This is a genomic window from Mesorhizobium sp. USDA 4132 (genome assembly GCF_056279545.1).
Map to the genome: position 1 here is coordinate 1071588 of NZ_JBWCCP010000001.1, position 23113 is coordinate 1094700.

Below are 23113 nucleotides of genomic sequence, written 5' to 3' on the forward strand. Positions count from 1 at the left end.
GGAAGACGCGCTCTGTTCCAACCGATGTAGGTCCGGGGAGGGACCGAAGCAAGCCTGTCTTCAGATGGCTTTTGCGCTGAGGAAGGCCTGCACCTCCTGCGGCATGGCCTTTCGCGGCAGGATATTGAAGGCCGATGTGCCGCTGAACAGCATGAACGAAAGCGGCCTTTCCCAGATCTCGGTGACATTGGGCCAGTTGAGCCGGCCGTCGCCGAGGTTGGAGGCGATGCCGAACCCTTCCGGGTCGATGGTCACTTCGGCGCTGCGATCGGTCATGCGCCTGTAGCGGCCAAAGGCGCTGGCGGAATGCGCGCGCCAGACCACGGCGCTGAAAATCGCCGGGAAACAGGCGACGAGGAACGCCAGCAGCGCGAGGGTGAAGTTGCCCTGGAACAGGAGCACGACGCCGGCGACGACCACAAGCCCCGCCGCAGCCCACTTCCCCTTCTGCTCGCGCATCGTGCGCTCTATGACGAACACGCGCACCGCATCGCGCACGACCTCGTCGTCGAAGCGAATGGGAAAGGTATGGCTGCCGCGAAACTCCATGAACGACCGTTTCTTATTATGACGTGATCACGGAAGTGCGTCGTAACCTTCGCCGAAGCCGGTCAGCTCGATCGGAATGCCCACCCGGTCCTGATCGGCGGATTCGCGCAGTGCAAAGACGGCAGCCTTGCCGGCCCGCAGGATGCGCATCAGTTCCTCGTCGATCTCCACTTCCACATAGCAGCCCTCGGAGAAGCAGCGGGTGAAATAGGCGCGGCCAATATTGTTGTTGTCGACATAGAGTTCCATGCCATCCTTCAGGAGCACGCCGAGCGGCGCGAGGATGCGCAGGATGCGCGCCTTGCGGTCGGCGGTCTTCAGTACCACCACCGACAGGCCGACTTCCGGCCGGTCCTCGGCAATGACGTTCTGCATCAGCGCGCATTGGTCGGCGGAAGCGCCGGCCGGGCGGTCGCAGATGATCGACCATGCGCCGTGGTTTTCACGCACATTGCCGGGCGGCTGCGGCTGCGGCCCCGGGGCCTGCCCACCGTTCGGCGCCGGCCGGGGCGGCTGCGGCCCCGGTTTGGTGCCCTGAGCCGGCAGGGGGGCCGGCTGGGGCGCGGCGGGGCGCGGGGCGGGCTGCGGCTGCTGCGCGAACGCGGGAAGCGAAACGGCGGCTGCAAGCATCACGGCTAGACCGGCGCAGATCAGGGAGGGACGACCCATGGAAACCTCTGGAAGACGAATCAGTGCGGCTATTCTTGGCGTTCGCCGGGCGAAATGAAAAGCCCTGACCTCTTTCCAGTGGAGTACGGCGAAAATGGGACTCGGCCCGGGCCAGTGGCGCCACCGACATTATTATAAAGAAATCGCCGGATTTTGGTCGGCGCAGGGGCTATAGTAAGGCCGCCGAAAGTGCGGAAGGCCTATGGAATACGGGCCGAACGCCCCAAAAAAGGGCCTCCATAGCCTATCATTATGGCACGATTTCGGGCTTCTCCGGGAGGCGCAAAAATGCCGCACGGGCTTTTCCCGCCAGATATTGCGGCGGCAGGCAAACTGTGATTGAAGCAGACCATATAGCTTGGATTCTGCGTTCGGTTTGATCGAGATCAGACGCATGGGGAGATATGTAGTGATGAACAGGGCTTTTGCAGTGATGACGGCGCTCATCTGTCTGCTCTTTGCTTCCGCAGGTTTTGCGGACCAGCCGCATCCGTGGCAGATTGATTTCCAGGCGGCTGCAACGCCGATCATGCACCAGATCCGCTGGTTCAACCATTATACCCTGTGGTTCATCGTGCCGGTGACGCTGCTGGTCCTGGCGCTGCTGGTCGTCGTCGCGGTGAAGTTCCGTGCGAGCGCCAATCCGGTGCCGTCGCGCGTCAGCCACAATACGGCGATCGAGATCATCTGGACGCTTGGCCCCGTTCTCATTCTCTTCTTCCTCGCCATTCCCTCCTTCAACCTGTTGAATGCCCAGCTCGAAATTCCGGACTCGGACATGACCGTCAAGGCCACTGCCACCCAGTGGCAGTGGAACTATGAATATGAAGGCATGCAGACCCCGGTCGCCTTCGATTCGTACCTGCTGAAGGATCCCGATCGCGCGAGCGCCGGCAAGACCGATCTCGCCGTCTATCCGAAGCTGCTGGCCGTCGATAACGAACTGATCATCCCGGTCAACAAGACCGTGCGCATGCTGGTGACGGCCGCTCCGTCCGACGTTATCCATGCCTTCGCCATGCCGGCTTTCGGCATCAAGATCGACGCCGTTCCGGGTCGCCTCAACGAAACCTGGTTCAAGGCCGAGAACGAAGGCCTCTATTATGGCCAGTGCTCCGAGCTTTGCGGCAAGGACCATGCCTTCATGCCGATCGCCATCCGCGTCGTGTCTGAAGACAAGTACAAGGCTTGGCTCGCTGCTGCTGCGACCGACCTGCCGGGCGCCTACAAGGGCCTGATGGCAGCCGTCGACAAGCCGGCCGGCAACTTCGCCGTCGCCGCAAACGAATCCAAGTAATCAAGAGGAGTGAGGACAATGGCTGGACATTCCGCTCACGACGATCACGCTCAGGCTCGCACCTCTCACGATGCGCATGCTCACGACGATCATCATGATCATTCGCATAAGCCGGGCTTTGCCGCCCGCTGGCTGTTTTCGACCAACCACAAGGACATCGGCACGCTCTACCTGATCTTCGCGATCATCGCGGGCATCATTGGCGGCCTTCTTTCTGTTGCCATGCGCATGGAGTTGCAGGAGCCTGGCATCCAGATCTTCCACGGCCTGGCCGCGATAGTCTACGGCTACGAAGGCGACGCCGCGATCGATGGCGGCAAGCAGATGTTCAACATGTTCACCACCGCTCACGCACTGATCATGATCTTCTTCATGGTCATGCCGGCGATGATCGGCGGTTTCGCCAACTGGATGGTGCCGATCATGATCGGCGCGCCGGACATGGCTTTCCCGCGCCTGAACAACATCTCCTTCTGGCTGATCGTTCCGGCCTTCCTGCTGCTGCTGCTGTCGATGTTCGTCGAAGGCCCGGCAGGCGCCTATGGCGTCGGTGGCGGCTGGACCATGTATCCGCCGCTCTCGACTGCAGGCAATCCGGGACCGGCAGTCGACCTGGCGATCTTCGCGCTGCATGTCGCCGGCGCGTCCTCGATCCTCGGTGCGATCAACTTCATCACCACGATCCTCAACATGCGCGCTCCGGGCATGACGCTGCACAAGATGCCGCTCTTCGCCTGGTCGGTTCTGGTTACCGCCTTCCTGCTGCTGCTTTCGCTGCCGGTCCTGGCGGGCGCCATCACCATGCTTCTGACCGACCGCAACTTCGGCACCACCTTCTTCTCTCCGGAAGGCGGCGGCGACCCGATCCTGTTCCAGCACCTGTTCTGGTTCTTCGGTCACCCGGAAGTCTACATCCTGATCCTGCCCGGCTTCGGCATCATCAGCCATATCGTTTCGACCTTCTCGAAGAAGCCCGTCTTCGGTTACCTCGGCATGGCCTACGCCATGGTCGCGATCGGCGCCGTCGGCTTCATCGTCTGGGCCCACCACATGTACACGGTCGGCATGTCGCTCGACACGCAGCGTTACTTCGTCTTCGCGACGATGGTCATTGCCGTCCCGACCGGCATCAAGATTTTCTCCTGGATCGCGACGATGTGGGGCGGCTCCTTGACCTTCTCCACCCCGATGATCTGGGCAATCGGCTTCATCTTCCTGTTCACCGTCGGCGGCGTCACGGGCGTCCAGCTCGCCAACGCCGGCCTCGACCGGTCGCTGCATGATACCTATTACGTCGTGGCCCACTTCCACTACGTTCTGTCGCTCGGCGCGGTCTTCGCCATCTTCGCGGCCTGGTATTACTGGTTCCCGAAGATGTTCGGCTACATGTACAACGAGTTCATCGGCAAGCTGCACTTCTGGGTCATGTTCATCGGTGTGAACCTGGTGTTCTTCCCGCAGCATTTCCTCGGCCTCGCCGGCATGCCGCGCCGCTACATCGACTATCCGGATGCATTTGCCGGTTGGAACTACGTTTCCTCCGTCGGCTCCTACATCTCCTTCGTCGGCGTGCTGATCTTCCTCTTCGGCGTCTGGGAAGCCTTCGCAAAGAAGCGCGTTGCCGGCGACAATCCGTGGGGCGAAGGCGCGACGACGCTGGAATGGCAGCTTTCTTCGCCGCCGCCGTACCACCAGTGGGAACAGCTGCCGCGCGTCAAGTAAGCGGTTCATCTTTGAAGAAAGGCATCGCGGCAGCGCGATGCCTTGAAATACCAAACAGGACGGTTCAATGACGGTTATGGACAATCACGACGCTCTCGGCACCGATGGAGGCTCGCGCCTCTCGGAAGCGAGCGCGCGCGATTTCTTCGAGCTCCTGAAGCCCCGGGTGATGTCGCTCGTGGTCTTCACCGCATTCGCCGGCCTCATTCTCGCGCCCGGTCAGATCAATCCGGTCCTCGGCGTGATTTCCATTCTCTGCATCGCGGTCGGCGCCGGCGCCTCCGGGGCGCTCAACATGTGGTATGACGCCGATATCGACGCGGTCATGACCCGCACCGCCAAGCGCCCGATCCCGGCCGGTCGCATCCTGCCCGAGGAAGCGCTCGCTTTCGGCCTGACTCTTTCGGTCTTTTCGGTGGTCATCCTTGGCCTCGCGGTCAACTGGTTTGCCGCAGGCCTGCTCGCCTTCACGATCTTCTTTTACGCCGTCGTCTACACGATGTGGCTGAAACGTTCGACGCCGCAAAACATCGTCATCGGCGGCGCTTCCGGCGCTTTCCCGCCGATGATCGGCTGGGCCTGCGTGACGGGCGGCGTGTCGCTCGACAGCATTCTTCTGTTCCTGATCATCTTCCTGTGGACGCCGGCGCATTTCTGGGCGCTCGCGCTCTTCAAGATGCGCGACTACGGCTCGGTCGGCGTGCCAATGATGCCGAATGTTGCAGGCGAAGCCTCCACCAAGAACCAGATGATCGTCTATGCTGTGCTGACCGCTGTCATTGCGGTCGCTCCCACCTTCACCGGTCTTGCCGGCCTCGGTTACGGCATCTTCGCCGCCGTGCTTGGCGCGATCTTCGTCATCTGTTCCATCGCCGTCCGGCGCATGCCAGACGGCGACGAAAAGATGATGCCGGCGAAGAAGATGTTCGCCTATTCGATCATCTATCTCTTTGCGATCTTCTCGGGCCTGCTGGCCGACCGGCTGCTGGCGGGGGTGCCGCACCTCCTGGGAGGTTTGCTGTGATCGAGACAGTCAAGCTCAGCGAAGTCCAGAAGAAGTCGCGCCGCAACCGCAATATCGCGCTCGGCCTGGTTTTGGCCGGGCTTGTGGTCCTCTTCTACATCATGACGCTGGTGAAAATCGGCGGGGTCGGGAACTAGGGTGGAACCGATGGCGGACGGAATTCAGAACGGTCAGGCAAAACGGGTGAGCAACGCCGCGATCTTCGCCGGCTGCGCTGTTTTCGTGGCAGGCATGGTCGGCGCCGCCTATGCGTCCGTGCCGCTCTACCGGCTGTTCTGCCAGGTCACCGGCTATAACGGCACCACCCAGCGCGTCGAGCAGTATTCCGACAAGATCTTGAACAAGTCGATCCAGGTGACGTTCGACGCCAACATTTCGCCGGGCCTGAACTGGGAGTTCAAGCCCGCCAAGGCAGTCAGCCCGAAGATCGGCGAGACCGTGCAGATCGAATATAGCGCCACCAATCGATCGTCGAAGCCGACGACGGGCAGCGCCGTCTTCAACGTCACGCCGATGGAAGCCGGCGCCTATTTCAACAAGGTCGAGTGCTTCTGCTTCACGGAGCAGACGCTGCAGCCCGGCCAGTCGGTCCAGATGCCGGTGGTGTTCTTCGTTGACCCGGAGTTCGCCACGGCCCAAGAGACCAAGAACATCAAGACGATCACTCTGTCCTACACCTTCTATCCGAGCGAGCCGAGCAAACCGGTCGCCGCTCTGCCGGAAGGCCAGAAGGCGGGTGCCCAGAAGACGGGCACCCAGAACACAGGCGTGGGGAAACTTTAAGAGGGTTCGCCGGTTTTCCGGCGAAGCAGGCATTCATCCGGGGATTCTGACATGGCCGACGCGCATCAGAAAAATCACGACTACCACATCATCGATCCGAGCCCGTGGCCGATCCTGGCTTCGATCGGCGCCTTCATCATCACCTTTGGTGGCGTCGGTTACATGCGTTATCTGCATGGCGGCCAGTTCCATATCTTCGGCCTGAACCTTGCCACGCCATGGCTCTTCTTCATCGGTCTTGCGATCATCCTCTACACGATGATCGGCTGGTGGTCGGACACGATCAAGGAAGGCGACGCAGGTGCCCATACTCGCGTCGTTTCGCTGCACCTGCGCTACGGCATGATCATGTTCATCGCTTCCGAAGTGATGTTCTTCGTCGCCTGGTTCTGGGCCTTTTTCGATGCGAGCCTCTATGCCAACGAGGCGATCCAGGCGACCCGTGTCGAGTTCCTCGGCGGTCAGTGGCCGCCAAAGGGTGTCGAGGTCCTCGATCCTTGGCACCTGCCGATCTACAACACCGTCATCCTGCTTTTGTCGGGCACCTGCGTCACCTGGGCTCACCATGCGCTGCTGCACGGTGACCGTAAGGGCCTGGTCACCGGCCTGGCGCTCACCGTTGCGCTCGGCATCCTGTTCTCCAGCGTCCAGGCTTACGAGTACATGCACGCTCCGTTCGCGTTCTCGAACTCGATCTACGGTGCGACTTTCTTCATGGCGACTGGCTTCCACGGGTTCCACGTGCTGATCGGCACGATCTTCCTGCTGGTCTGCCTGCTGCGCGCGGTTGCCGGAGGCTTTACGCCTACCAAGCATTTCGGCTTTGAGGCCGCCGCCTGGTACTGGCATTTCGTCGACGTGGTCTGGCTCTTCCTGTTCTTCGCCATCTACGTCTGGGGTGGCTGGGGCGCCCCGCTGGCCCATTGATCGGGTCGATATGAATTTCGGGGAGGGCGGCGATAAGCCGCCCTTTTTCTTTTGCGGAATGTCCCAAATTTGTTACATTGATGTTGGATGGTTGGGGTGCTGAAGAAGATTGTCGGGCGGTTTTATGCGACCGGAAGCGGCCGTAAGCCCGTCCGCGATTGGCTGATGGAGCTTTCCCGCGAAGACCGGCGGCAGATCGGTATCGATATCCAGCGTGTCGAATTCGGATGGCCGCTCGGAATGCCCTATTGCCGGTCGCTCGGTCATGCTCTGTGGGAAGTTCGAAGCAACCTGTCTTCGGGCCGCATCGCAAGAGTGATCTTCTTCATTCAGGAGGAAGAAATGATCCTGCTGCACGGGTTCGAAAAGAAAACGCAAAAGACGCCGGCGCAGGACATCGATCTGGCCTTGAAACGAAAAAGAGAGATAGAAGCATGAACGACGCGAAAGGTTATGTCGACAGAACCGAAAGCTTCGATGACTTCCTGGACGCCGACGGTCTCTTGGAGGAAACCGAGGCGGTTGCCCTGAAACAGGTGATCGCCGATCAGGTTCGGGCGGCGATGGCTGAGAAGGGGCTGACGAAGAAGGCCATGGCGGAACGCATGCATTCCAGCCGCCAGCAACTCGATCGGCTGCTCGATCCGCATTATCCGTCCGTCACGTTGCTCACGCTTCGCCGCGCCGCCGCGGCTGTCGGAAGAACGCTTCGCATCGAACTGGTTTGATCCATGAACATTCAGACGAAGACTAGGCCTGACACGCCCGCCCGCGCCCGCGGCCGGATGATTGCGACTGTGGTCGCGGTGCTGGTGGCGCTGGTCATCCTCTTGTCGCTCGGCACCTGGCAGGTGGAGCGGCTGCATTGGAAGGAAGGGCTGCTTGCCGATATCGCCGAGCGGCGGGCGGCCGCACCCGTCCAGCTCGCCGACATCGAAGCAGTGCAAAAATCCGGCGGCGATATCGAATATCGCCGCGTCTCGGTCACCGGCACGTTCGATCACCCGAAGGAACGGCACTTCTTCGCGACCTTCAACGGCCAGACCGGGTTCTACGTCTATACGCCGATGACGCTTGCCGATGGCCGCGTCCTGTTCGTCAACCGCGGTTTCGTGCCCTACGAGATGAAGGACCCGAAGACCCGCGCCGCCGGAGAGGTTGCCGGCCAGCAGACCGTCACCGGTTACGCCCGCGTGCGGCTCGGCGAAAAGCCGTCCTCGATCGTGCCCGACAACGATCTGGCGAAGAACATCTTCTACTGGAAGGACCTCGATGCGATGGCGTCGACCACCGGCATCGACGCTTCCAAGGTGGTGCAGTTCTTCGTGGATGCCGATGCTTCGGTCATCAATCCGGGCGGCTGGCCGAAGGGCGGCGTCACTCAGTTCGACTTGCCGAACAGCCACCTGCAATATGCCGTCACCTGGTACGGTCTGGCAGCCGCCCTGGTCGCAGTCGTTATCGGCATGGTTTTTCGCCGCAAGCGCGCCTGAGCCCGCATGGTCTGAAATCCGCAATTGCGATAGCCTTGTCGAAGGGTCAAGGGAATCGGGGCGACGTTATGACACTTCTGGCGAATATTTTTGTAGCGCTGACCGCGCTTCTGCATGTCGGGTTTCTCGTCCTCGAAATGTTCCTCTGGGCCGGCCCGACCGGCCGGAAAGTGTTCCGCATGTCGCCGGAACAGGCCGCGACGACGAAGGTTCTCGCCGCCAATCAGGGGCTCTACAACGGCTTCCTGGCGGCCGGCCTGTTCTGGTCGCTGCTGCAGGCCGATCCCGTCTTCGCCTTCCAACTGAAGCTCTTCTTTCTTGTGTGCGTCATCATTGCCGCTATATATGGCGCGTGGTCGGTCAAGCCGCGCATCCTGCTCATCCAGGGCGGTCCGGCCATTCTCGCTCTCGTGTTGACAGTCCTGGCGTCCTGATTTGATGGCATCATCCATTCTAGAAAAAAGCCCGCTCAAGATCCGCCTCTGCGGCCCGCGCGGTTTCTGCGCCGGCGTCGACCGGGCGATCCAGATCGTCGTGCTGGCGCTGAAGGAGTATGGCGCCCCGGTCTATGTCCGCCACGAGATCGTCCACAACCGTTATGTGGTCGAGGGGTTGGAAGCCAAGGGCGCCATCTTCGTCGAGGAACTGGACGAGATCCCGGCCGAACACCGCAAGCAGCCGGTCGTCTTCTCCGCCCATGGCGTGCCCAAGTCGGTGCCGGAAGATGCTGAGGCCCGCAATCTCTTTTATCTCGATGCCACCTGCCCATTGGTTTCGAAAGTTCACAAGCAGGCGATGCGCCACCAGCGCCTCGGTCGCCACGTAGTGCTGATCGGCCATGCCGGTCATCCGGAAGTGATCGGCACGATGGGCCAGCTGCCGCCGGGCACGGTGTCGCTGATTGATACGATCGCCGATGCGGAAGCCTACATTCCCGAGGATCCCGACAATCTTGGCTATGTTACCCAGACGACGCTCTCGGTGGACGACACCGCAGGCGTCATCGCCAAGCTGCAGGAACGTTTCCCGAACCTCACTGCGCCTTCCGCCGACAGCATCTGCTACGCCACCACCAACCGCCAGGAAGCGGTGAAGGAAGCAGCTCCCGGCTGCGACCTCTTCATCGTCGTCGGTGCTCCCAATTCGTCGAATTCCAAGCGGCTGGTCGAAGTGGCGTTGAGGGCTGGGGCCAAGCGCTCCCTCCTGGTGCAGCGCGCCTCCGAGTTGAACTGGGACGAGATCGGCCGCATCGGCACACTCGGCCTTTCCGCCGGCGCATCGGCCCCGGAAGTCATCGTCGACGAGATTATCGCCGCCTTCAAGGACCGTTTCGACGCCGAGATCGAACTGGCGATCACCGCGGAAGAAACCGAAAACTTCCTCGTCAACCGCGAGCTGCGCAACGTGCCTTTGACGGTCGACGATATGGCCTGGGTGAATGGAGCGCGAGCGTGAGCGAGTGTGGCCTGGAGCACCCCCCTCTGCCCTGCCGGGCATCTCCCCCTCAAGGGGGGAGATCGGCAAGGAGCCGGGGCGGCATCCTCCCAATGATCTCCCTCCTTGAGGGGGAGATGTCACGAAGTGACAGAGGGGGGTGTGCCCTTGAACTGAATACTCCGTTTTCCCACGCACCGTGAGACCACCTTGGCCGTTTATACCGATATCACCGAAGACGACCTGAAGCAGTTCCTGACTGAATACGATGTCGGGGAACTGACCTCCTACAAGGGGATTGCAGAGGGCGTCGAGAATTCGAATTTCCTGCTGCACACCACCCGTGACCCGCTGATCCTGACGCTTTACGAAAAGCGGACGGACGAGCGTGATCTGCCGTTTTTCCTCGGCCTGATGCAGCATCTGGCGGCCGGCGGCCTGTCCTGCCCGCTGCCCCTGCCGCGCAACGACGGAAATCTCTACGGCACCCTGTCCGGCCGGCCGGCGGCGCTGATCTCCTTCCTCGAAGGCATGTGGCTGAGGAAGCCGGAGGCGAAACATTGCCGCGAGGTCGGAAAGGCGCTTGCCCGGATGCACCTCTCTGGCCAGGATTTCGAGCTGATACGCCCGAACTCGCTTTCCGTCGAGGGCTGGAAGACGCTTTGGGAAAAGTCCGCCGCGCGCGCCGACGAGGTCGAAACCGGCCTGCAGGATGAAATCTCCTCGGAACTCGATCACCTGGACCGGAACTGGCCGAAGGACTTGGCCGCTGGCGTCATCCATGCGGATCTCTTCCAGGACAATGTCTTCTTCCTGGGCGACGAACTGTCCGGCCTGATCGACTTCTATTTCGCCTGCAACGACCTGCTCGCCTATGACGTCTCGATCTGCCTGAATGCCTGGTGTTTCGAAAAGGACGGCGCCTACAATCTCACCAAGGGCCAGGCGCTGCTCGAAGGTTACCAGAGTGTCCGTCCGCTTGATAAAGCCGAGATCGAGGCCCTGCCGATCCTCGCCCGCGGTTCGGCGCTGCGGTTCTTCCTGACGAGGCTCTACGACTGGCTGACGACGCCGGCCGGCGCGCTGGTGGTCAAGAAGGATCCGCTCGAATATCTGCGCAAGCTGCGATTCCACCGCCAAATCACATCGGCCAGCGAATACGGGCTGACCGAGGAAAGACAGTCCGCATCATGAAGCAGGTAGAGATTTTCACCGACGGCGCCTGCTCTGGCAATCCCGGCCCCGGCGGCTGGGGCGCCATCCTGCGTCACGGCGAGACGCAAAAGGAACTGTTCGGCGGCGAAGCCGATACGACCAACAACCGCATGGAACTGATGGCGGCCATCACCGCCCTCAACGCGCTGAAAACCCCGTGCGAGGTCAACCTTCACACCGACAGCAAATATGTGATGGACGGCATATCGAAGTGGATCTTCGGCTGGAAGAAGAACGGCTGGAAGACCGCCGACAAGAAGCCGGTGAAGAATGCCGAACTCTGGCAGCAGCTCGAGGAAGCACGCAACAAGCACAAGGTGACGCTGCACTGGGTGAAGGGCCATGCCGGCCATCCGGAAAACGAGCGCGCCGACGAGCTTGCCCGCCTCGGTATGGCACCGTTCAAGAAGAAGTAGTCGCCCAAGCCGGGAGAGGATCGATGGCCCAGAACGTCTATGACACGCCGGAATTCTTCGAAGGCTACAGCCAGCTCGCGCGCTCGGTCCATGGGCTGGCCGGCGCCGCCGAATGGCCGGTAATCAGGACGCTGCTGCCCGAGATGACCGGCCGGCGCGTCGTCGATCTCGGCTGCGGTTTCGGCTGGTTCTCGCGTTTTGCGGCGGCGGAGGGCGCCGCCTCCGTGCTCGGCCTCGACCTCTCGGAAAACATGATCGCCAAGGCTCGGACGGAAAACGTCCACTCTGCCATCACTTATGAAATCGCCGATCTGGAGCGGGTCGAACTGCCCACGGCAGCCTTCGATCTCGCCTACAGCTCGCTCGCCTTCCATTACCTGGAAGATTTCGGTCGGCTGGTGGCCGAGGTTCATTCCGCCCTCGTGCCGGGCGGAAAATTTGTTTTCACCATCGAGCACCCGATCTACATGGCCTCCAGGAATCCCGGCTGGCGGACGGATGAGGCGGGCAAAAAATTCTGGCCGGTGGATGGTTATTCGGTCGAGGGCCGGCGCGCGACCGACTGGCTCGCCAAGGGCGTCGTCAAGTATCACCGCACCATCGGCACGACGCTTAATACGCTGATCGATGGCGGTTTTGCCATTCGCCGGGTCATCGAATGGCATCCCTCGCCGGATCAGATTGCCGGCAATCCCGCACTTGCCGAGGAGATGGACCGCCCGATGATCCTCATGGTCTCCGCGGAGCGCTGAGCGATGACCCTGCGCCTGATCTCCCTCAACGCCTGGGGCGGCCGCGTGCATGCGCCGCTGATGCAGTATCTGAGAGATGCGGCTCCGGACGTGCTCTGCCTCCAGGAAGTCACCCATGTCGCGTCATATGACGGCGGTTGGCTGACCTTTCGCGAAGGCAATTTCGAGTTGCCCCAGCGTGCCAGCCTGCTGGAGGACGTGACGGAGATCATGCCCGGGCACCGCGCGTTTTTTGCCCCTGCCGCGCGTGGCCCGCTCTACGATGGCGATCGCCAGGTGATGTCCGAATGGGGGCTGGCCACCTTTGTCGGACAGGACTTGTCGGTGATCGGCCAGGTGCAGGGTTTCATCCACGGCGACTTTCCGCTTTCCGGCTTCGGCGAACATCCGCGTCCCCGCAACGCCCATGCCGTCCGCATCCACCGCTACGATACCGGCTCGGCGGTGACGATCGTGCAGATGCACGGGCTGCGAGACCTTGCCGGCAAGGGCGATACGCCGGCCCGATTGGCCCAGGCGCATGCCCTCGTCGCACTGATCGAGAAGGTCCGGCAGCCGGGTGAACCGCTTGTCGTCTGTGGTGATTTCAACCTGCTGCCCGGCAGCGAGACCTTCGCCATTCTCGGAAAACTCGGCCTCACCGATCTCGTCACCGCCGGCGGTTTCACCGACACCCGCACCTCCTGGTATCCGAAGGACGGCCGTTATGCCGACTATCTGCTGGTGACGCCGGATGTGAAGGTCGAGAATTTCGACGTGGTCGCGGAGCCGGAAGTTTCCGACCATCGTGCCCTTCTTCTGGAAATCGTCTGAGCCGCTGTTGCGCTCGAAGCATCAGCCACTATTCTGCCGCAGACAACTCGGGGAGGCCGGTTCATGATCCTGCATTGCGTATTCATCCGCTTCAAGGCGGCCATCCAGCAGGCCGAAAAACAGTCGATCTATGACGCTGTTGCCGCGCTCAAGAACGTCACGCCCGGCATCCTCGATGTTAAATTCGGCCAGAACGTTTCGCCGGAAGGCCTGAACGGCGGCTTTCTCGACGGTTTCATCGTGACTTTCGAGAACCCGGAGGCCCGCGACGCCTATCTCGTCCATCCGGACCACATAGCTGTCGGCGACCGGATCATCGGCTCTGCGGACGGCGGGCTGTCGGGGCTTCTGGTTTTCGATATGGCGGTTTGAGACAGATAGCTCGCGGCGTTCTGCCTGCTAACGTTAGATGTTGAACGGTGCCGCCGTCCCGTACTCCCCTCATTCCTGTGCTCGTCACAGGAATCCAGTCAGCCCAAGTCCTTGGGCTGGAGAGAATCAACCGCGCCGCAGACGCGGCGCTGCTGGATCCCTGTGACGAGCACAGGGATGAGGGTTGAGATGGGGACATGCCGCTGGACAAACGGCCCGCTCAGCCAGGCGCGTCAGCTCGACTTCGCCATCGCCGCGGCGATCTGGTCGACATTGTAGCGGAACATCTTTTCATAGGTCGGCGCCGGCCCCTTGGCATCCGAGAGCGATTCGACATAAAGCTCGCCGCCCGGCTGGGCAGCCGTCGCCTTGGCGATCTGCTTGACCAGCCGCGGATCGTTGGAGTTTTCGAGGAAGTAGGTTTTTACCCCCTCGGCCTTGATCTGCTCGATCAGCTTGGCGACGTCGGCGGCCGAGGCTTCCGTTTCGGTCGAGAGGCCGAGCGGCGCCAAAAAACTCACATTGTATTCGCGGCCGAAATAACCGAAGGCGTCGTGGCTGGTCAGCACTTTGCGGCGGTCGGCCGGTACCGCGTCGAACTTGGAATGCGCGTAGGCATTCATCGCGTCGAGCTTCTGGAGATAGGCCTCGGCATTCGCCTTGAAGGCGCCGGCATCGGCCGGATCTGCCTCCGACAGCGCCTTTTCGATATTGGCGACCCAGACCTTCACGTTGACCGGGCTGTTCCAGACGTGCGGATCGGTGACCGTCTTGCCGTCTTCGTCCATGGTGCGTGTATTGACGCCTTGCGAGACCACGACCGGCTTGCCCTTGTAGCCCGACGCGGTGATCAGCCGGTCCATCCAGCCTTCCAGGCCTTCGCCGCTGACAAAGGCCACCTGCGCCGCCTTGAGGTTCTTGGCATCCGCCGGCGACGGCTCGAATTCATGGGGATCGCCGTTCGGGCCGACGAGGTTCGTCACCTTCACGTGTTTGCCCCCCACCTGGGAGACGACATCACCGAGCACCGTGAAGGAGGCGACGACTTTCAGCGTATCGGCGAAGGCAGGCACCGCGGAAAAGGCCATGAGAGCGGGAACGGCGGCGGAGAGAAGCAGTCTGCGGGATATCATCGAAGTCTCCTTGAAGTCAGCCTGCGAGATGCGGGCGGGGAAAGAGCCGCCGGGCAAGGCCGGACGGTGCGAAGAGGATGGAAAAGCCGTAGATCACCGCTGCCGTCATGATGATCGTCGGGCCGGAGGCGAGTTCGAGATGGTAGGATACGATCAATCCGACATAACCGGAGACAGCGGCCGCGGCGGCGGCGAGCGCCATCATCGCGCTCAGGCTGCGGGCCCAAAGCTGCGCGATCGCCGCCGGCAGCATCATCAGCCCGACCGCCATCAGCGTGCCGAGCGCCTGAAAGCTCGCGACCATGTTGAGCACGACGAGCAGCAGGAACAGCGCGTGATAGACCGGGCCGCGGCCGCCAACGGTTCGCAGGAAGCCCGGATCGAAACATTCCGCCACCAGCGGCCGGTAGACCAGGGCAAGGACGACCAGCGTCACCGATGTGATCGAGCCGATGAGGACGAGCGCGGGGCTGTCGATGGCGAGAATGGTGCCGAACAGCACGTGCAGAAGATCGACGTTGGAGCCGCGCAGCGAGACGATCAGCACGCCCAGGGCCAACGAAGTCAGGTAAAAGCTCGCAAAGCTGGCGTCTTCCTGCAGCACGGTGGCGCGGCTGACCACGCCGGAAAGCAGCGCCACGGAAAGCCCCGCTACAAGTCCGCCGATCCCCATCGCGGTCAGCGAGAGCGATCCTGCGACCAGGTAGCCGATTGCCGCACCCGGCAGCACCGCATGGCTCATTGCATCGCCCATCAGGCTCATGCGCCGCAGCATCAGGAAAACGCCGATCGGTCCGGAGCCGAGCGCCAGGCAGAGGCAGGCGACCAGCGCCCGGCGCATGAATCCGTAATCGGCAAATGGCGCGATCAGCAGATCGTAGGTGCTCATGCGACAACCCCGTTGGTCGGAGCGCCGCCGGTCGGCGGCTCACAGATCCCGGCGCCGTCGTCCCAACGCTCGGCCATCATCCGCGCCTTCAGAAGATTGCCGGCCGACATCACCTCCGCCGTCGGCCCCCAGGCGATGCATTCGCGCGCCAGCAGCAGGGTCTCGGGAAAATGGGTCCGCACCTGTTCGAGGTCATGCAGCACGGCGATCACCGTGCGGCCTTCGCCATGCCAGTGCGCAACGATCTCGAGCAGGTCCTGAGTGGTGCGCGCGTCGATCGCCGTAAAAGGTTCGTCGAGCAGGATGACTTTGGCATCCTGAAGCAGGAGGCGCGCAAACAGCACCCGCTGGAACTGCCCGGCCGAGAGCGAGCCGATCGGCCGCCGGTCAAAACCGCTAAGGCCGACGGCCGCGAGTGCCTCCGCCGCTTGGGTGTATTCTTTCGGTCCGTTCGCCTTGAACGCCCCGGTATGCCGCCAGGCGCCGAGCAGCACTGTATCGAGGACGGAGATCGGGAAACGCCGGTTGATATCCGCGGCCTGCGGCAGATAGCCGAAATCGCTGCGCGCAAGCTGATGTCGCAGCCGCCCTTCCGCCGGCCTCAACTCGCCCATGATCGCCTTCATCAGCGTCGATTTGCCGGCGCCGTTCGGCCCGGCAATCGCAGTCAGGCTGCCGACCCGGAAGAAACCCGATACGTGATGAACGGCGGGATGACGGTCGTAGGTGACCGTGAGATTATCGAGCGTAAGGAGGGCGCTCACGGCAGCATCACCGCCCACTCGATCGCCAGCCAGAGCAGGCCGAGGAGCAGCGCGACATAAACGAGGCGGCCGAGACTAGAACTACCGATAAGGCTGAAGGAGGGAGAAAATCGTGCCATTGCAGCTGCCATTTATGTAATAACATTACAGTTATGTTATAACAAATATGGCAGAAAGATGGCGGAGGAGGAAGTGCGTCCCGCGGACATGGCCCATCCTCGCACTCTCGAAAACAAAAAGGACGCCTGCAGGCGCCCTCCTCAAACGAAATACAAATCCGTGCTTAGAGCTGTTCCAGCATCGCCGCGGCGCCGGAGACGGTGGCCTGGCCGGGGCTTTCCTCGACGTTGAGAGACTTCACGACGCCGTTTTCGACCAGCATCGAATAACGCTTGGAGCGCACGCCGAGGCCGCCGGCGGAAAGGTCGGCGTCGAGGCCGAGCGCCTTGGTGAAGGCGCCGTCCCAGTCGGCCAGGAAGTGGATCTTGCCGAGACCGCCCGTCTGGGTCGCCCAGGCGCCCATCACATGCCAGTCGTTGACCGAGAGAACGGCGATATCGTCCACGCCCTTGGAGAGGATCGTGTCGCGGTTTTCCAGATAACCCGGCAGGTGGTTCAGCGTGCAGGTGGGCGTGAAGGCGCCGGGCACGGCGAAAAGCACGACCTTCTTGCCGTCGAAAAGCTGTTCGGTGGTGATCTCCACCGGGCCGTCCGCGGTCTTTTCCTTGAACTTGGCTGTGGGAAGTTTGTCGCCGATGGCAATCGTCATGGGGCTCTCCTCGGTTGGGCGAGCGCCTGTTTCAGGCCCGCCATTCGCGGCGCACTATAGAGCGGACTTGGCACAAGACAAGGGAGAGGGCCGCACGCAACAGGGTCTCCAGCGGCAGGTCCGATCAACAGGAAGTGACGTCACTCGAAGGCGAGCGAGGTTTCCATGGCCCGGTTGCCGGCGATCACGAGAATGCCCCAGTGTTTGCCCCTGATGTCGTAATTCTTCGGCAGCTTGCCGACCGGCATGTCGAGCGCGTAGGCGTCGCCGTCGCGCCGGCCGTTGACGCCGTCGAAGAGCACGTGGCCCTGCGGACCGGTGACGATCACCTGCGGCGGCACCACACTGCCGGGCGGCAGCTTCAGCTTCAGGCTCAAATTGTCGCGCCCCTGCGTCATCGCATAATGGGTGACGGCGAAATCGTCCGATGGTGCTTCCGGGAGCTTTGAAGTCGCGGCATTGAGGATCATCGCCTCTTCGACCGGCGTGCCTTTGACGGCCCCGAGTTGCAGCGAGAATTCCGCCTGGAAGGGAATACAGATATTGCGGCAAAGACCGACGAAGGCGGAGGCGCCGAGGCTCAGGGGCTTGCCGGGATCTTCCATCTTCAGCTCGAAGGGCAGGGCGACCGCATGGTCGTAGCCGATGTCGCGCAGTTTGCCATTATCGATCCGCTTCGGCACGGGATAACTCATGCTGCTCAGCGTCACGCCGCTTGCCTTGGAAAACACCATCTGCGGCGGAATGCCGGCATCGCCCGGCTCCTTCCAATAGGTGATCCAGCCGGCTTTCGGTTCGATCTGCAGCGCGCCGCGCACCGTGCCGTCGGGCTCCGGCGGCATCGCCACGATCCGCATGCGGCCGCCCTCGTTGCTCGCCCACGGCGTGGTCTCGGCGCAGCTTATCGAGGCAATGCCCAGGACAGCGCCCACGGTGATGCAGGCGGCGACCAAGGTCGGCGCGCGGGACGGCATGCTGCTCGGCGAAATTCTCTTCATCGACCAAGCGTTTAACCGATTGGCCTTGTTTGAACCAGTCACGACGCCACGCAAGTCGATCATTTTCAGTTGATTGATCGGTCGGACTGCCCCATCTTGATGGAATTGCAATCGACGCTTTCCTGTCCGTTGGCCGGGCCGGAAGGCAGGCTGGAGGCATCATGTCTTTCTCGACCCTCGGGGACAAGAGCGAACGGGGCTTCCTGGACGGACAGTTCCTGATTGCCATGCCAAGCATGCAGGACAGCAATTTCACCCGTGCCGTCGTTTATATATGTGCCCATTCGCAGGCCGGCGCGATGGGTTTCATTATCAATCGCGCCCAGCAGATTTCGTTCACGGACGTTCTCCTCCACCTGAAGATCATGGATCAGGCCGACGCGATCATGCTGCCGGTGCAGACCCGCGATTTCCCGATCCTCTCGGGTGGTCCGGTCGAGAGCGGTCGCGGCTTCGTGCTGCATTCCGACGACTTCGTCAGCGAATCCTCCATTCCCGTCAGTGACGACATCTCGCTGACCGCCACGCTCGATATCATCCGCGCCATCTGCGACGGGCGGGGACCGGCGCGCGCCACGATGCTGCTCGGTTATGCCGGCTGGGGCGCCGGCCAGCTGGAACTCGAAATTGCCAATAACGGCTGGCTGAATTGCCCTGCCAGCGACGAACTGATCTTCGACCGGGCGCTGGAAGGCAAATACGAACGTGCCCTGGCGCTGCTCGGCGTCAGCCCGGAAATGCTCTCCAGCGAAGCCGGCCACGCTTGACTTTAGCCGGCCGGTTGCCTGTGGATCGCATAGATCACCTGTTCTGCACCGAACCGCTCCAGGGTCTTTTCAGACTTCATTCCAAGACGTTCCAAGAGACGGCGCGAGGCAAGATTGGCAGCCTGGGTTTCTGAAACCAGACGGGTATGGCCGAGGCTGTCGAATGCATGGGTGAGTACTGCCTGGAGTGCTTCCATCGCTATCCCCTTTCCCCAAACCGTGGGGGAAAATTCATAGGACAATTCAGGATCCGGCTCATCGTGATGAGGACCGATATGGACGAGCCCGATGCAGTTCGGGGCCACCGCCTTCAGATGAACCGCCCAGACCGCATGAGATCCGCTTTCGGAAATGACCAATGTCGCTCGCGCCTCCGACTGTTCCGTCGAGACTGGGCCCCCGAGATAGCGGCGTACATGCGGGTCGGTTCTTAAAGCTACAAGCTGCGCGAGGTCACGTTCCTGCGGCGAACACAAAAGGCATCTCTGCGACGAGAAAGCTGCAACCATCGATCCGTCCTTGATTTTCCCGCGACAGATTGAAATTCTTAAATTTGAAATGCGCCGGAACGAAGCCCCCAGCCCGGAGTTGTTTTCCCCGCAGGACGATGGACGTCCTCGTGAAGGAGAAGCATGATGGGCAGCACCAGTGACAAGATGGCCGGCAAGGCCAATGAAATGGCAGGCAAGGCCAAGCAGGCGGCCGGCGACATGACCGACAATCCGAAGCTCAAGGCGAAGGGTGCCGGCCAGGAAGCCAAGGGCCGTGCGCAGCAGGCCAAGGGCAAGGTCAAGGATGCCGCAAAGGGCGTTGTCGACCGCATGTAACGGTTACGCTACAAGCTTAGAATGCGAACCTGTTCCGGCTCCGGCCGGAGCAGGTTTTCTGTATCCGCTCCTTTGAAACCGACGGACATTCCATGCGCCTCTACGACTGCGATCATTGCGGCCAGACCATCCATTTCGACAACCGCTCCTGCGTCAACTGCGGCCATCGGCTGGCTTTCGTCCCGGAGCATCTGGCCATGCATGCGCTGGTGCAGGATGAGGGGGAGGAAACATGGCATCTTGTCGCCCGGCCGGACTACAAGGTTCGACACTGCGCCAATGCGGCGATGGACATCTGCAACTGGACGGTCAGCGCCGACGATCCGCATCCGTTCTGCCCCGCATGCCGGCATAACCGACTGGTTCCGGATGCCTCGACCGAGGTCGGCCTCAGCCAATGGCGGCGTATCAGCCAGGCGCAGCGGCATCTCTTCTATTCGCTTTTGCGCTGGAACCTGCCGCACACCAATCGCGACGAGGATCCCCAGGGCGGCCTCGTCTTCGATTTCCTGATCGACGCGGTGCAGCCTGACGGCACCGTCGTGCCGGCCATGACCGGTCACGAAGACGGGCTGATCGCGATCCGCGCCGCCGAGGCCGACGATGCGACCCGCGAGCAGGTGCGCGTCTCGATGAACGAGCCCTATCGCACCATGCTCGGACATTTTCGCCATGAGACCGGCCATTATGTCTGGGACAAGCTGGTGCGCGACGGCGGCAGGCTGGAGGAATTCCGCGCCATCTTCGGTGACGAGACCGTCGATTATGGCGCGGCGCTGCAGAGAAATTATGAACAGGGCCCGCCGCCCGGCTGGCAGGATTTCTACATCAGCACCTATGCCAGCACCCACCCCTGGGAGGATTTCGCCGAGTGTTTCGCCCACTATCTGCATATCGTAGACACGCTGGAGACCGCCCGTGCCTATGGCATGGTGATCGAGCCTCGCGGCCACGCGGAAATGGCGGCAGAAGTGGCCTTCAACCCCTATGCGGCGCGTGATGCGGAGCAGCTTGTCTCCGCCTGGGTGCCGTTCAGCATGGCGCTCAACAGCATCCACCGCTCGATGGGCCAGCCGGATCTCTACCCATTCGTGCTGTCGCAGGCCGTCATGGTGAAATTGGAATATATTCACCGGCTGATCCGTTCCCGGAGGGGATAAGGAACTCCGCCGGAAAAAGAAAACCCGCCTTTCGGTGGATCGAAAGGCGGGGTGTAGTTTGTGGGGCGCATTCAGAGACCCCTGGGAATTAGGGGGCAAGATCACGATTTCGTCAACTTGAAATATGCATTTTCATATTTTGAGGGAGGCTGCACCGTATTGAAACAGCGCTTTTCGCCTCTCATTCCTGACAAATGACGGCGTATCTTATTTGTTACCCGTTATTATTACTAGTTTTTGTCCCTCGATAGATCCCGAGGGTGTCGTCCCGATAGAAGGCTGCGCCGCTGCGGCGTGGGAAATGATCGGGGCCGGTCTAACAGTTAAACCCCTGATCAGGCGCTCTTCGGCTTCTTTTGGGGCCGGGCGGCATTCAATGCCGCGGCGGCGCGAATAAGTGCCTTCAGCGCCTCTTCATCGATCTTGTCGCCCTCGTGGAAATCGATGGCGCGCCGGGTATTGCCATCGAGGCTGGAGTTGAAGAGGCCCGACGGATCCTCCAGCGAAGCCCCTTTGGCAAAGGTCAGTTTCACTGCATTCTTGTAGGTCTCACCAGTGCAGATGATCCCGCCGAGTTCCCAGACCGGAACCCCTCGCCACTTCCACTCCTCGACCACGCCGGGTTCTGCCTGCTTGATCAGAGACCGGACACGAGCGAGCGTCTCGCCCCGCCAATCGCCAAGCTCGCTGATCCGCGCGTCGATCAGCTGCGCCGGAGAGGCTTGGCTGTCCGTCGAACTGCTTTTCATCGTTTCCATGGTTGCCGTCGCTCCCTTCATGCTGTTGCGTTTCGCCCGTTGCTACATTCGTTCGCCGGGCAACTGACTGGCCTGCTTCACCCAATCGGCAAGCTGCGCTTCGTCAAGTTCGTCTCCCTCATGGATATGGACGTAGCGCGTCTGCGGCGTCTTGGATGCGCCGGGAGGGATTGGACTGAGCGAGGCGCCGCGGAAAAAGGCCAGCTTGATGTATTTCGCGAAGCAATGGACGCCGAGGAACCAGCCGTCGCCCTCGATGCCGTAGAGCGGCGAGTTCCATTTGACCGCTTTGTAGACGTTGGGGACGGTGCTGGTGACAAGCGCGTCGAGGCGGCGCCCGACTTCGCTTTTCCAGCCCGGCATGGCGGCGATATAGGCCTGTACCGGGGCGTCGCCATAACCCTTGGCGATCTGCGGATTGCCGCCCGAGAGGAGCACCGGCCCCGCACCGGCATCACCGGCGGACGCCTTGGCAATGTTCACGGACGGTTTCGACGCTTTGCCGGCCATTCGCTTCACTCCTAGCCACGAATACCTTGCCCGCCGCGGCGGGCATAAGGCAGCGCGAATAGATATAGGCCGCTGAACAATAGCAGGAAGAGCGGGAGCAGGGGAGAATAGACCACCCACAAGGGCGGTTCCCCAAAGCCCATGGCGACGAAATTGGCGACGACGGTGATCGTGAAGACGATCGACAGCCAGCGGTGGACCTGTCGGGTTAACGAATTCCAGTTCAACGGTAATACCTCCTCTGAAAACGAGCGTCCCTGCCGCCCTGTAAAAAAATCCAGGCCTTGTCGCCAGACCTCAATCGATCCCCGCCAAAACCGTCTCCAGCGCTCCGAGGAATCCCTGCCATCCGTGGCAGGCACCGTTATAGGCGAGCTTTTGCTCGGGCCGGAAGCCGGACTGCTCCATGCGCAGATGGGTTCCGGCGCGGGTCGGGGTGAGCGTCAGGGTCACCACGCTTTTGAGATTATGGGCAGCATCGTCATGCGCATGGTCCCAGGTGTAGGAAAGCTTTTTATGAAGCTCTACGGCCAGCACCTCGCAGTCCAGCACGCCGCCCCATTCGCCGCGAAGCTTGAAGCGGTGCCCGACGGCCGGCTGGAAATCGTTCTTCATCAGCCATTCCTCGATCAGGTGCTGCTGCGTCAGCGCGCGCCAGACCTTTTCCGCCGGGTGAGGAATATCGCGTTCGACGACGACGGTGCGTGTTTCGGTCGAGGTCTCGTTCATTGGTCCATCCTTTTGAGCAGGTCTTCGAGCTTGTCGAAGCGGTTTTGCCAGAACCCGGCCATCTCGCTTGTCCAGTCTACCAGCGGGGCAAGTGCGCCGAGCTGCGCGCTGTAATGCGTCTGGCGGCCTTCATGACGATCGCGCACCAGCCCGGCGCGCTTCAGCAACCCGAGATGTTTCGAGACGACCGGCTGCGAAACCCCGGCCTGCGCCGTGAGCACCCCGACCGTCTTCTCGCCTTCCCGGCACAGCCGTTCGAAGATCGCCCGGCGCGTGGGGTCGGCGAGCGTTCTGAAGAGCACATCCTGAGCGTCCGACACTGAATCCATACCTCGTTGGCTAT

The 23113-nt window shown here is 61.7% G+C and carries 33 protein-coding genes; 19 read left to right on the forward strand and 14 right to left on the reverse strand.

What is annotated here, in order from left to right; translation table 11 throughout:
• Positions 1–60: 60 nt before the first annotated feature.
• Both ACZ9IU_RS05430 and ACZ9IU_RS05435 read right to left on the reverse strand, forming a co-directional pair.
• The gene (locus ACZ9IU_RS05430; protein ID WP_038540622.1) at positions 61–549 is read right to left on the reverse strand and encodes a YcxB family protein; all 489 of its coding nucleotides are present in this window, start codon (positions 547–549) and stop codon (positions 61–63) included.
• Between the two features lie 27 nt (positions 550–576).
• Entirely contained in the window at positions 577–1218 is a 642-nt protein-coding gene (locus ACZ9IU_RS05435) for an invasion associated locus B family protein (protein ID WP_498956832.1), read from the reverse strand.
• A gap of 412 nt (positions 1219–1630) precedes the next feature.
• Here ACZ9IU_RS05435 and coxB point away from each other — a divergent pair, with 412 nt between their 5' ends.
• The 16 genes from coxB to ACZ9IU_RS05515 all read left to right on the forward strand — a co-directional run bounded on the left by coxB (position 1631) and on the right by ACZ9IU_RS05515 (position 13466).
• Complete coding sequence (coxB, locus tag ACZ9IU_RS05440) at positions 1631–2515, forward strand: cytochrome c oxidase subunit II (protein ID WP_046601497.1); 885 nt, start codon at positions 1631–1633, stop codon at positions 2513–2515.
• Positions 2516–2533: 18 nt separating this feature from the next.
• Positions 2534–4237: a cytochrome c oxidase subunit I gene (ctaD, locus tag ACZ9IU_RS05445; RefSeq protein WP_038540628.1), complete on the forward strand. Its 1704-nt coding sequence runs from the start codon at positions 2534–2536 to the stop codon at positions 4235–4237.
• A gap of 67 nt (positions 4238–4304) precedes the next feature.
• The gene (locus ACZ9IU_RS05450; protein ID WP_038540631.1) at positions 4305–5261 is read left to right on the forward strand and encodes a heme o synthase; all 957 of its coding nucleotides are present in this window, start codon (positions 4305–4307) and stop codon (positions 5259–5261) included.
• Complete coding sequence (locus tag ACZ9IU_RS05455) at positions 5261–5398, forward strand: cytochrome c oxidase system small membrane protein (RefSeq protein ID WP_038548839.1); 138 nt, start codon at positions 5261–5263, stop codon at positions 5396–5398. The genes ACZ9IU_RS05450 and ACZ9IU_RS05455 overlap by 1 nt, the downstream gene beginning before the upstream one ends.
• 10 nt (positions 5399–5408) lie before the next feature.
• Complete coding sequence (locus ACZ9IU_RS05460; protein ID WP_038548842.1) at positions 5409–6044, forward strand: cytochrome c oxidase assembly protein; 636 nt, start codon at positions 5409–5411, stop codon at positions 6042–6044.
• Positions 6045–6095: 51 nt separating this feature from the next.
• A complete protein-coding gene (locus ACZ9IU_RS05465) occupies positions 6096–6971 on the forward strand; it encodes a cytochrome c oxidase subunit 3 (RefSeq protein ID WP_038540634.1) in 876 nt (291 codons plus the stop codon).
• Between the two features lie 87 nt (positions 6972–7058).
• Entirely contained in the window at positions 7059–7409 is a 351-nt protein-coding gene (locus ACZ9IU_RS05470) for a type II toxin-antitoxin system RelE/ParE family toxin (protein WP_038540638.1), read from the forward strand.
• Positions 7406–7699, forward strand: coding sequence for an XRE family transcriptional regulator (locus ACZ9IU_RS05475; RefSeq protein WP_038540641.1), 294 nt, complete (start codon positions 7406–7408; stop codon positions 7697–7699). Before ACZ9IU_RS05470 ends, ACZ9IU_RS05475 begins: the two co-directional genes overlap by 4 nt.
• 3 nt (positions 7700–7702) lie before the next feature.
• Positions 7703–8464 carry an SURF1 family protein gene (locus ACZ9IU_RS05480; protein WP_038540644.1) on the forward strand — a complete coding sequence of 254 codons (762 nt, stop codon included), beginning with the start codon at positions 7703–7705 and terminating at the stop codon, positions 8462–8464.
• Between the two features lie 68 nt (positions 8465–8532).
• Positions 8533–8898, forward strand: coding sequence for a DUF1304 domain-containing protein (locus ACZ9IU_RS05485; RefSeq protein WP_038540646.1), 366 nt, complete (start codon positions 8533–8535; stop codon positions 8896–8898).
• A gap of 4 nt (positions 8899–8902) precedes the next feature.
• Positions 8903–9919 (forward strand): 4-hydroxy-3-methylbut-2-enyl diphosphate reductase, encoded by a 1017-nt coding sequence (gene ispH / locus ACZ9IU_RS05490; RefSeq protein ID WP_038540649.1) that lies wholly within the window; start codon positions 8903–8905, stop codon positions 9917–9919.
• 189 nt (positions 9920–10108) lie between these two features.
• On the forward strand, positions 10109–11092 hold the full coding sequence (locus ACZ9IU_RS05495; protein ID WP_038540652.1) for a homoserine kinase: 984 nt from the start codon (positions 10109–10111) through the stop codon (positions 11090–11092).
• Positions 11089–11529, forward strand: a complete 441-nt coding sequence (gene rnhA, locus ACZ9IU_RS05500; RefSeq protein WP_038540654.1) for a ribonuclease HI — start codon at positions 11089–11091, stop codon at positions 11527–11529. The genes ACZ9IU_RS05495 and rnhA overlap by 4 nt, the downstream gene beginning before the upstream one ends.
• A gap of 23 nt (positions 11530–11552) precedes the next feature.
• A complete protein-coding gene (locus ACZ9IU_RS05505; RefSeq protein WP_038540657.1) occupies positions 11553–12281 on the forward strand; it encodes a class I SAM-dependent methyltransferase in 729 nt (242 codons plus the stop codon).
• Positions 12282–12284: 3 nt separating this feature from the next.
• A complete protein-coding gene (locus ACZ9IU_RS05510) occupies positions 12285–13094 on the forward strand; it encodes an endonuclease/exonuclease/phosphatase family protein (RefSeq protein WP_173426740.1) in 810 nt (269 codons plus the stop codon).
• A 63-nt stretch (positions 13095–13157) separates the two neighbouring features.
• On the forward strand, positions 13158–13466 hold the full coding sequence (locus ACZ9IU_RS05515; protein ID WP_038540660.1) for a Dabb family protein: 309 nt from the start codon (positions 13158–13160) through the stop codon (positions 13464–13466).
• A 233-nt stretch (positions 13467–13699) separates the two neighbouring features.
• Here the strand turns inward: ACZ9IU_RS05515 and ACZ9IU_RS05520 are convergent, their stop codons facing one another.
• The 6 genes from ACZ9IU_RS05520 to ACZ9IU_RS05545 all read right to left on the reverse strand — a co-directional run bounded on the left by ACZ9IU_RS05520 (position 13700) and on the right by ACZ9IU_RS05545 (position 18019).
• The gene (locus tag ACZ9IU_RS05520; protein ID WP_038540662.1) at positions 13700–14599 is read right to left on the reverse strand and encodes a metal ABC transporter substrate-binding protein; all 900 of its coding nucleotides are present in this window, start codon (positions 14597–14599) and stop codon (positions 13700–13702) included.
• Between the two features lie 16 nt (positions 14600–14615).
• Positions 14616–15488: a metal ABC transporter permease gene (locus ACZ9IU_RS05525; protein ID WP_038540667.1), complete on the reverse strand. Its 873-nt coding sequence runs from the start codon at positions 15486–15488 to the stop codon at positions 14616–14618.
• On the reverse strand, positions 15485–16252 hold the full coding sequence (locus ACZ9IU_RS05530; protein ID WP_051899658.1) for a metal ABC transporter ATP-binding protein: 768 nt from the start codon (positions 16250–16252) through the stop codon (positions 15485–15487). The genes ACZ9IU_RS05525 and ACZ9IU_RS05530 overlap by 4 nt, the downstream gene beginning before the upstream one ends.
• Complete coding sequence (locus ACZ9IU_RS05535; protein WP_258718945.1) at positions 16249–16371, reverse strand: hypothetical protein; 123 nt, start codon at positions 16369–16371, stop codon at positions 16249–16251. The genes ACZ9IU_RS05530 and ACZ9IU_RS05535 overlap by 4 nt, the downstream gene beginning before the upstream one ends.
• A 164-nt stretch (positions 16372–16535) precedes the next feature.
• On the reverse strand, positions 16536–17021 hold the full coding sequence (locus ACZ9IU_RS05540; RefSeq protein WP_038540670.1) for a peroxiredoxin: 486 nt from the start codon (positions 17019–17021) through the stop codon (positions 16536–16538).
• Between the two features lie 140 nt (positions 17022–17161).
• Entirely contained in the window at positions 17162–18019 is an 858-nt protein-coding gene (locus tag ACZ9IU_RS05545; RefSeq protein ID WP_244447476.1) for a protein-disulfide reductase DsbD domain-containing protein, read from the reverse strand.
• A gap of 161 nt (positions 18020–18180) precedes the next feature.
• Between ACZ9IU_RS05545 and ACZ9IU_RS05550 the strand changes: the two genes are divergently transcribed.
• Positions 18181–18786 carry a YqgE/AlgH family protein gene (locus tag ACZ9IU_RS05550; protein WP_038540673.1) on the forward strand — a complete coding sequence of 202 codons (606 nt, stop codon included), beginning with the start codon at positions 18181–18183 and terminating at the stop codon, positions 18784–18786.
• A gap of 2 nt (positions 18787–18788) precedes the next feature.
• Here ACZ9IU_RS05550 and ACZ9IU_RS05555 read toward each other — a convergent pair whose 3' ends face one another.
• Entirely contained in the window at positions 18789–19295 is a 507-nt protein-coding gene (locus tag ACZ9IU_RS05555) for a GNAT family N-acetyltransferase (protein ID WP_038540676.1), read from the reverse strand.
• Positions 19296–19421: 126 nt separating this feature from the next.
• Here ACZ9IU_RS05555 and ACZ9IU_RS05560 point away from each other — a divergent pair, with 126 nt between their 5' ends.
• Positions 19422–19613, forward strand: coding sequence for a CsbD family protein (locus ACZ9IU_RS05560; RefSeq protein ID WP_038540680.1), 192 nt, complete (start codon positions 19422–19424; stop codon positions 19611–19613).
• A gap of 92 nt (positions 19614–19705) precedes the next feature.
• A complete protein-coding gene (locus ACZ9IU_RS05565; protein ID WP_038540682.1) occupies positions 19706–20773 on the forward strand; it encodes a zinc-binding metallopeptidase family protein in 1068 nt (355 codons plus the stop codon).
• Positions 20774–21108: 335 nt separating this feature from the next.
• Here ACZ9IU_RS05565 and ACZ9IU_RS05570 read toward each other — a convergent pair whose 3' ends face one another.
• The 5 genes from ACZ9IU_RS05570 to ACZ9IU_RS05590 all read right to left on the reverse strand — a co-directional run bounded on the left by ACZ9IU_RS05570 (position 21109) and on the right by ACZ9IU_RS05590 (position 23090).
• Positions 21109–21552 carry a DUF1801 domain-containing protein gene (locus ACZ9IU_RS05570; RefSeq protein WP_038540685.1) on the reverse strand — a complete coding sequence of 148 codons (444 nt, stop codon included), beginning with the start codon at positions 21550–21552 and terminating at the stop codon, positions 21109–21111.
• A 21-nt stretch (positions 21553–21573) separates the two neighbouring features.
• Positions 21574–22041, reverse strand: a complete 468-nt coding sequence (locus tag ACZ9IU_RS05575; protein WP_038540688.1) for a DUF1801 domain-containing protein — start codon at positions 22039–22041, stop codon at positions 21574–21576.
• 11 nt (positions 22042–22052) lie between these two features.
• Positions 22053–22268, reverse strand: a complete 216-nt coding sequence (locus ACZ9IU_RS05580; RefSeq protein ID WP_038540691.1) for a hypothetical protein — start codon at positions 22266–22268, stop codon at positions 22053–22055.
• Positions 22269–22338: 70 nt separating this feature from the next.
• Positions 22339–22770: an SRPBCC family protein gene (locus ACZ9IU_RS05585; protein ID WP_038540694.1), complete on the reverse strand. Its 432-nt coding sequence runs from the start codon at positions 22768–22770 to the stop codon at positions 22339–22341.
• The gene (locus tag ACZ9IU_RS05590) at positions 22767–23090 is read right to left on the reverse strand and encodes an ArsR/SmtB family transcription factor (protein WP_038548853.1); all 324 of its coding nucleotides are present in this window, start codon (positions 23088–23090) and stop codon (positions 22767–22769) included. The genes ACZ9IU_RS05585 and ACZ9IU_RS05590 overlap by 4 nt, the downstream gene beginning before the upstream one ends.
• Positions 23091–23113: the final 23 nt, after the last annotated feature.

Excerpts from the sequence above, each read along its gene's own strand:
- ACZ9IU_RS05550 (WP_038540673.1), top strand. The coding sequence starts at position 18,181 with ATGTCTTTCTCGACCCTCGGGGACAAGAGCGAACGGGGCTTCCTGGAC.
- ACZ9IU_RS05460 (WP_038548842.1), top strand. The coding sequence starts at position 5,409 with ATGGCGGACGGAATTCAGAACGGTCAGGCAAAACGGGTGAGCAACGCC.
- ACZ9IU_RS05515 (WP_038540660.1), top strand. The coding sequence starts at position 13,158 with ATGATCCTGCATTGCGTATTCATCCGCTTCAAGGCGGCCATCCAGCAG.
- coxB (WP_046601497.1), top strand. The coding sequence starts at position 1,631 with ATGAACAGGGCTTTTGCAGTGATGACGGCGCTCATCTGTCTGCTCTTT.
- ACZ9IU_RS05575 (WP_038540688.1), bottom strand. The coding sequence starts at position 22,041 with ATGGCCGGCAAAGCGTCGAAACCGTCCGTGAACATTGCCAAGGCGTCC.
- ACZ9IU_RS05480 (WP_038540644.1), top strand. The coding sequence starts at position 7,703 with ATGAACATTCAGACGAAGACTAGGCCTGACACGCCCGCCCGCGCCCGC.
- ACZ9IU_RS05450 (WP_038540631.1), top strand. The coding sequence starts at position 4,305 with ATGACGGTTATGGACAATCACGACGCTCTCGGCACCGATGGAGGCTCG.
- ACZ9IU_RS05535 (WP_258718945.1), bottom strand. The coding sequence starts at position 16,371 with ATGGCACGATTTTCTCCCTCCTTCAGCCTTATCGGTAGTTCTAGTCTC.
- ACZ9IU_RS05465 (WP_038540634.1), top strand. The coding sequence starts at position 6,096 with ATGGCCGACGCGCATCAGAAAAATCACGACTACCACATCATCGATCCG.
- ctaD (WP_038540628.1), top strand. The coding sequence starts at position 2,534 with ATGGCTGGACATTCCGCTCACGACGATCACGCTCAGGCTCGCACCTCT.
- ACZ9IU_RS05545 (WP_244447476.1), bottom strand. The coding sequence starts at position 18,019 with ATGAAGAGAATTTCGCCGAGCAGCATGCCGTCCCGCGCGCCGACCTTG.
- ACZ9IU_RS05485 (WP_038540646.1), top strand. The coding sequence starts at position 8,533 with ATGACACTTCTGGCGAATATTTTTGTAGCGCTGACCGCGCTTCTGCAT.
- ACZ9IU_RS05505 (WP_038540657.1), top strand. The coding sequence starts at position 11,553 with ATGGCCCAGAACGTCTATGACACGCCGGAATTCTTCGAAGGCTACAGC.
- ACZ9IU_RS05475 (WP_038540641.1), top strand. The coding sequence starts at position 7,406 with ATGAACGACGCGAAAGGTTATGTCGACAGAACCGAAAGCTTCGATGAC.
- ACZ9IU_RS05585 (WP_038540694.1), bottom strand. The coding sequence starts at position 22,770 with ATGAACGAGACCTCGACCGAAACACGCACCGTCGTCGTCGAACGCGAT.
- ACZ9IU_RS05570 (WP_038540685.1), bottom strand. The coding sequence starts at position 21,552 with ATGAAGGGAGCGACGGCAACCATGGAAACGATGAAAAGCAGTTCGACG.
- ACZ9IU_RS05560 (WP_038540680.1), top strand. The coding sequence starts at position 19,422 with ATGGGCAGCACCAGTGACAAGATGGCCGGCAAGGCCAATGAAATGGCA.
- ACZ9IU_RS05555 (WP_038540676.1), bottom strand. The coding sequence starts at position 19,295 with ATGGTTGCAGCTTTCTCGTCGCAGAGATGCCTTTTGTGTTCGCCGCAG.
- ACZ9IU_RS05540 (WP_038540670.1), bottom strand. The coding sequence starts at position 17,021 with ATGACGATTGCCATCGGCGACAAACTTCCCACAGCCAAGTTCAAGGAA.
- ACZ9IU_RS05565 (WP_038540682.1), top strand. The coding sequence starts at position 19,706 with ATGCGCCTCTACGACTGCGATCATTGCGGCCAGACCATCCATTTCGAC.
- ACZ9IU_RS05435 (WP_498956832.1), bottom strand. The coding sequence starts at position 1,218 with ATGGGTCGTCCCTCCCTGATCTGCGCCGGTCTAGCCGTGATGCTTGCA.
- ACZ9IU_RS05520 (WP_038540662.1), bottom strand. The coding sequence starts at position 14,599 with ATGATATCCCGCAGACTGCTTCTCTCCGCCGCCGTTCCCGCTCTCATG.
- rnhA (WP_038540654.1), top strand. The coding sequence starts at position 11,089 with ATGAAGCAGGTAGAGATTTTCACCGACGGCGCCTGCTCTGGCAATCCC.
- ACZ9IU_RS05525 (WP_038540667.1), bottom strand. The coding sequence starts at position 15,488 with ATGAGCACCTACGATCTGCTGATCGCGCCATTTGCCGATTACGGATTC.
- ACZ9IU_RS05430 (WP_038540622.1), bottom strand. The coding sequence starts at position 549 with ATGGAGTTTCGCGGCAGCCATACCTTTCCCATTCGCTTCGACGACGAG.
- ACZ9IU_RS05470 (WP_038540638.1), top strand. The coding sequence starts at position 7,059 with ATGGTTGGGGTGCTGAAGAAGATTGTCGGGCGGTTTTATGCGACCGGA.
- ACZ9IU_RS05510 (WP_173426740.1), top strand. The coding sequence starts at position 12,285 with ATGACCCTGCGCCTGATCTCCCTCAACGCCTGGGGCGGCCGCGTGCAT.
- ispH (WP_038540649.1), top strand. The coding sequence starts at position 8,903 with ATGGCATCATCCATTCTAGAAAAAAGCCCGCTCAAGATCCGCCTCTGC.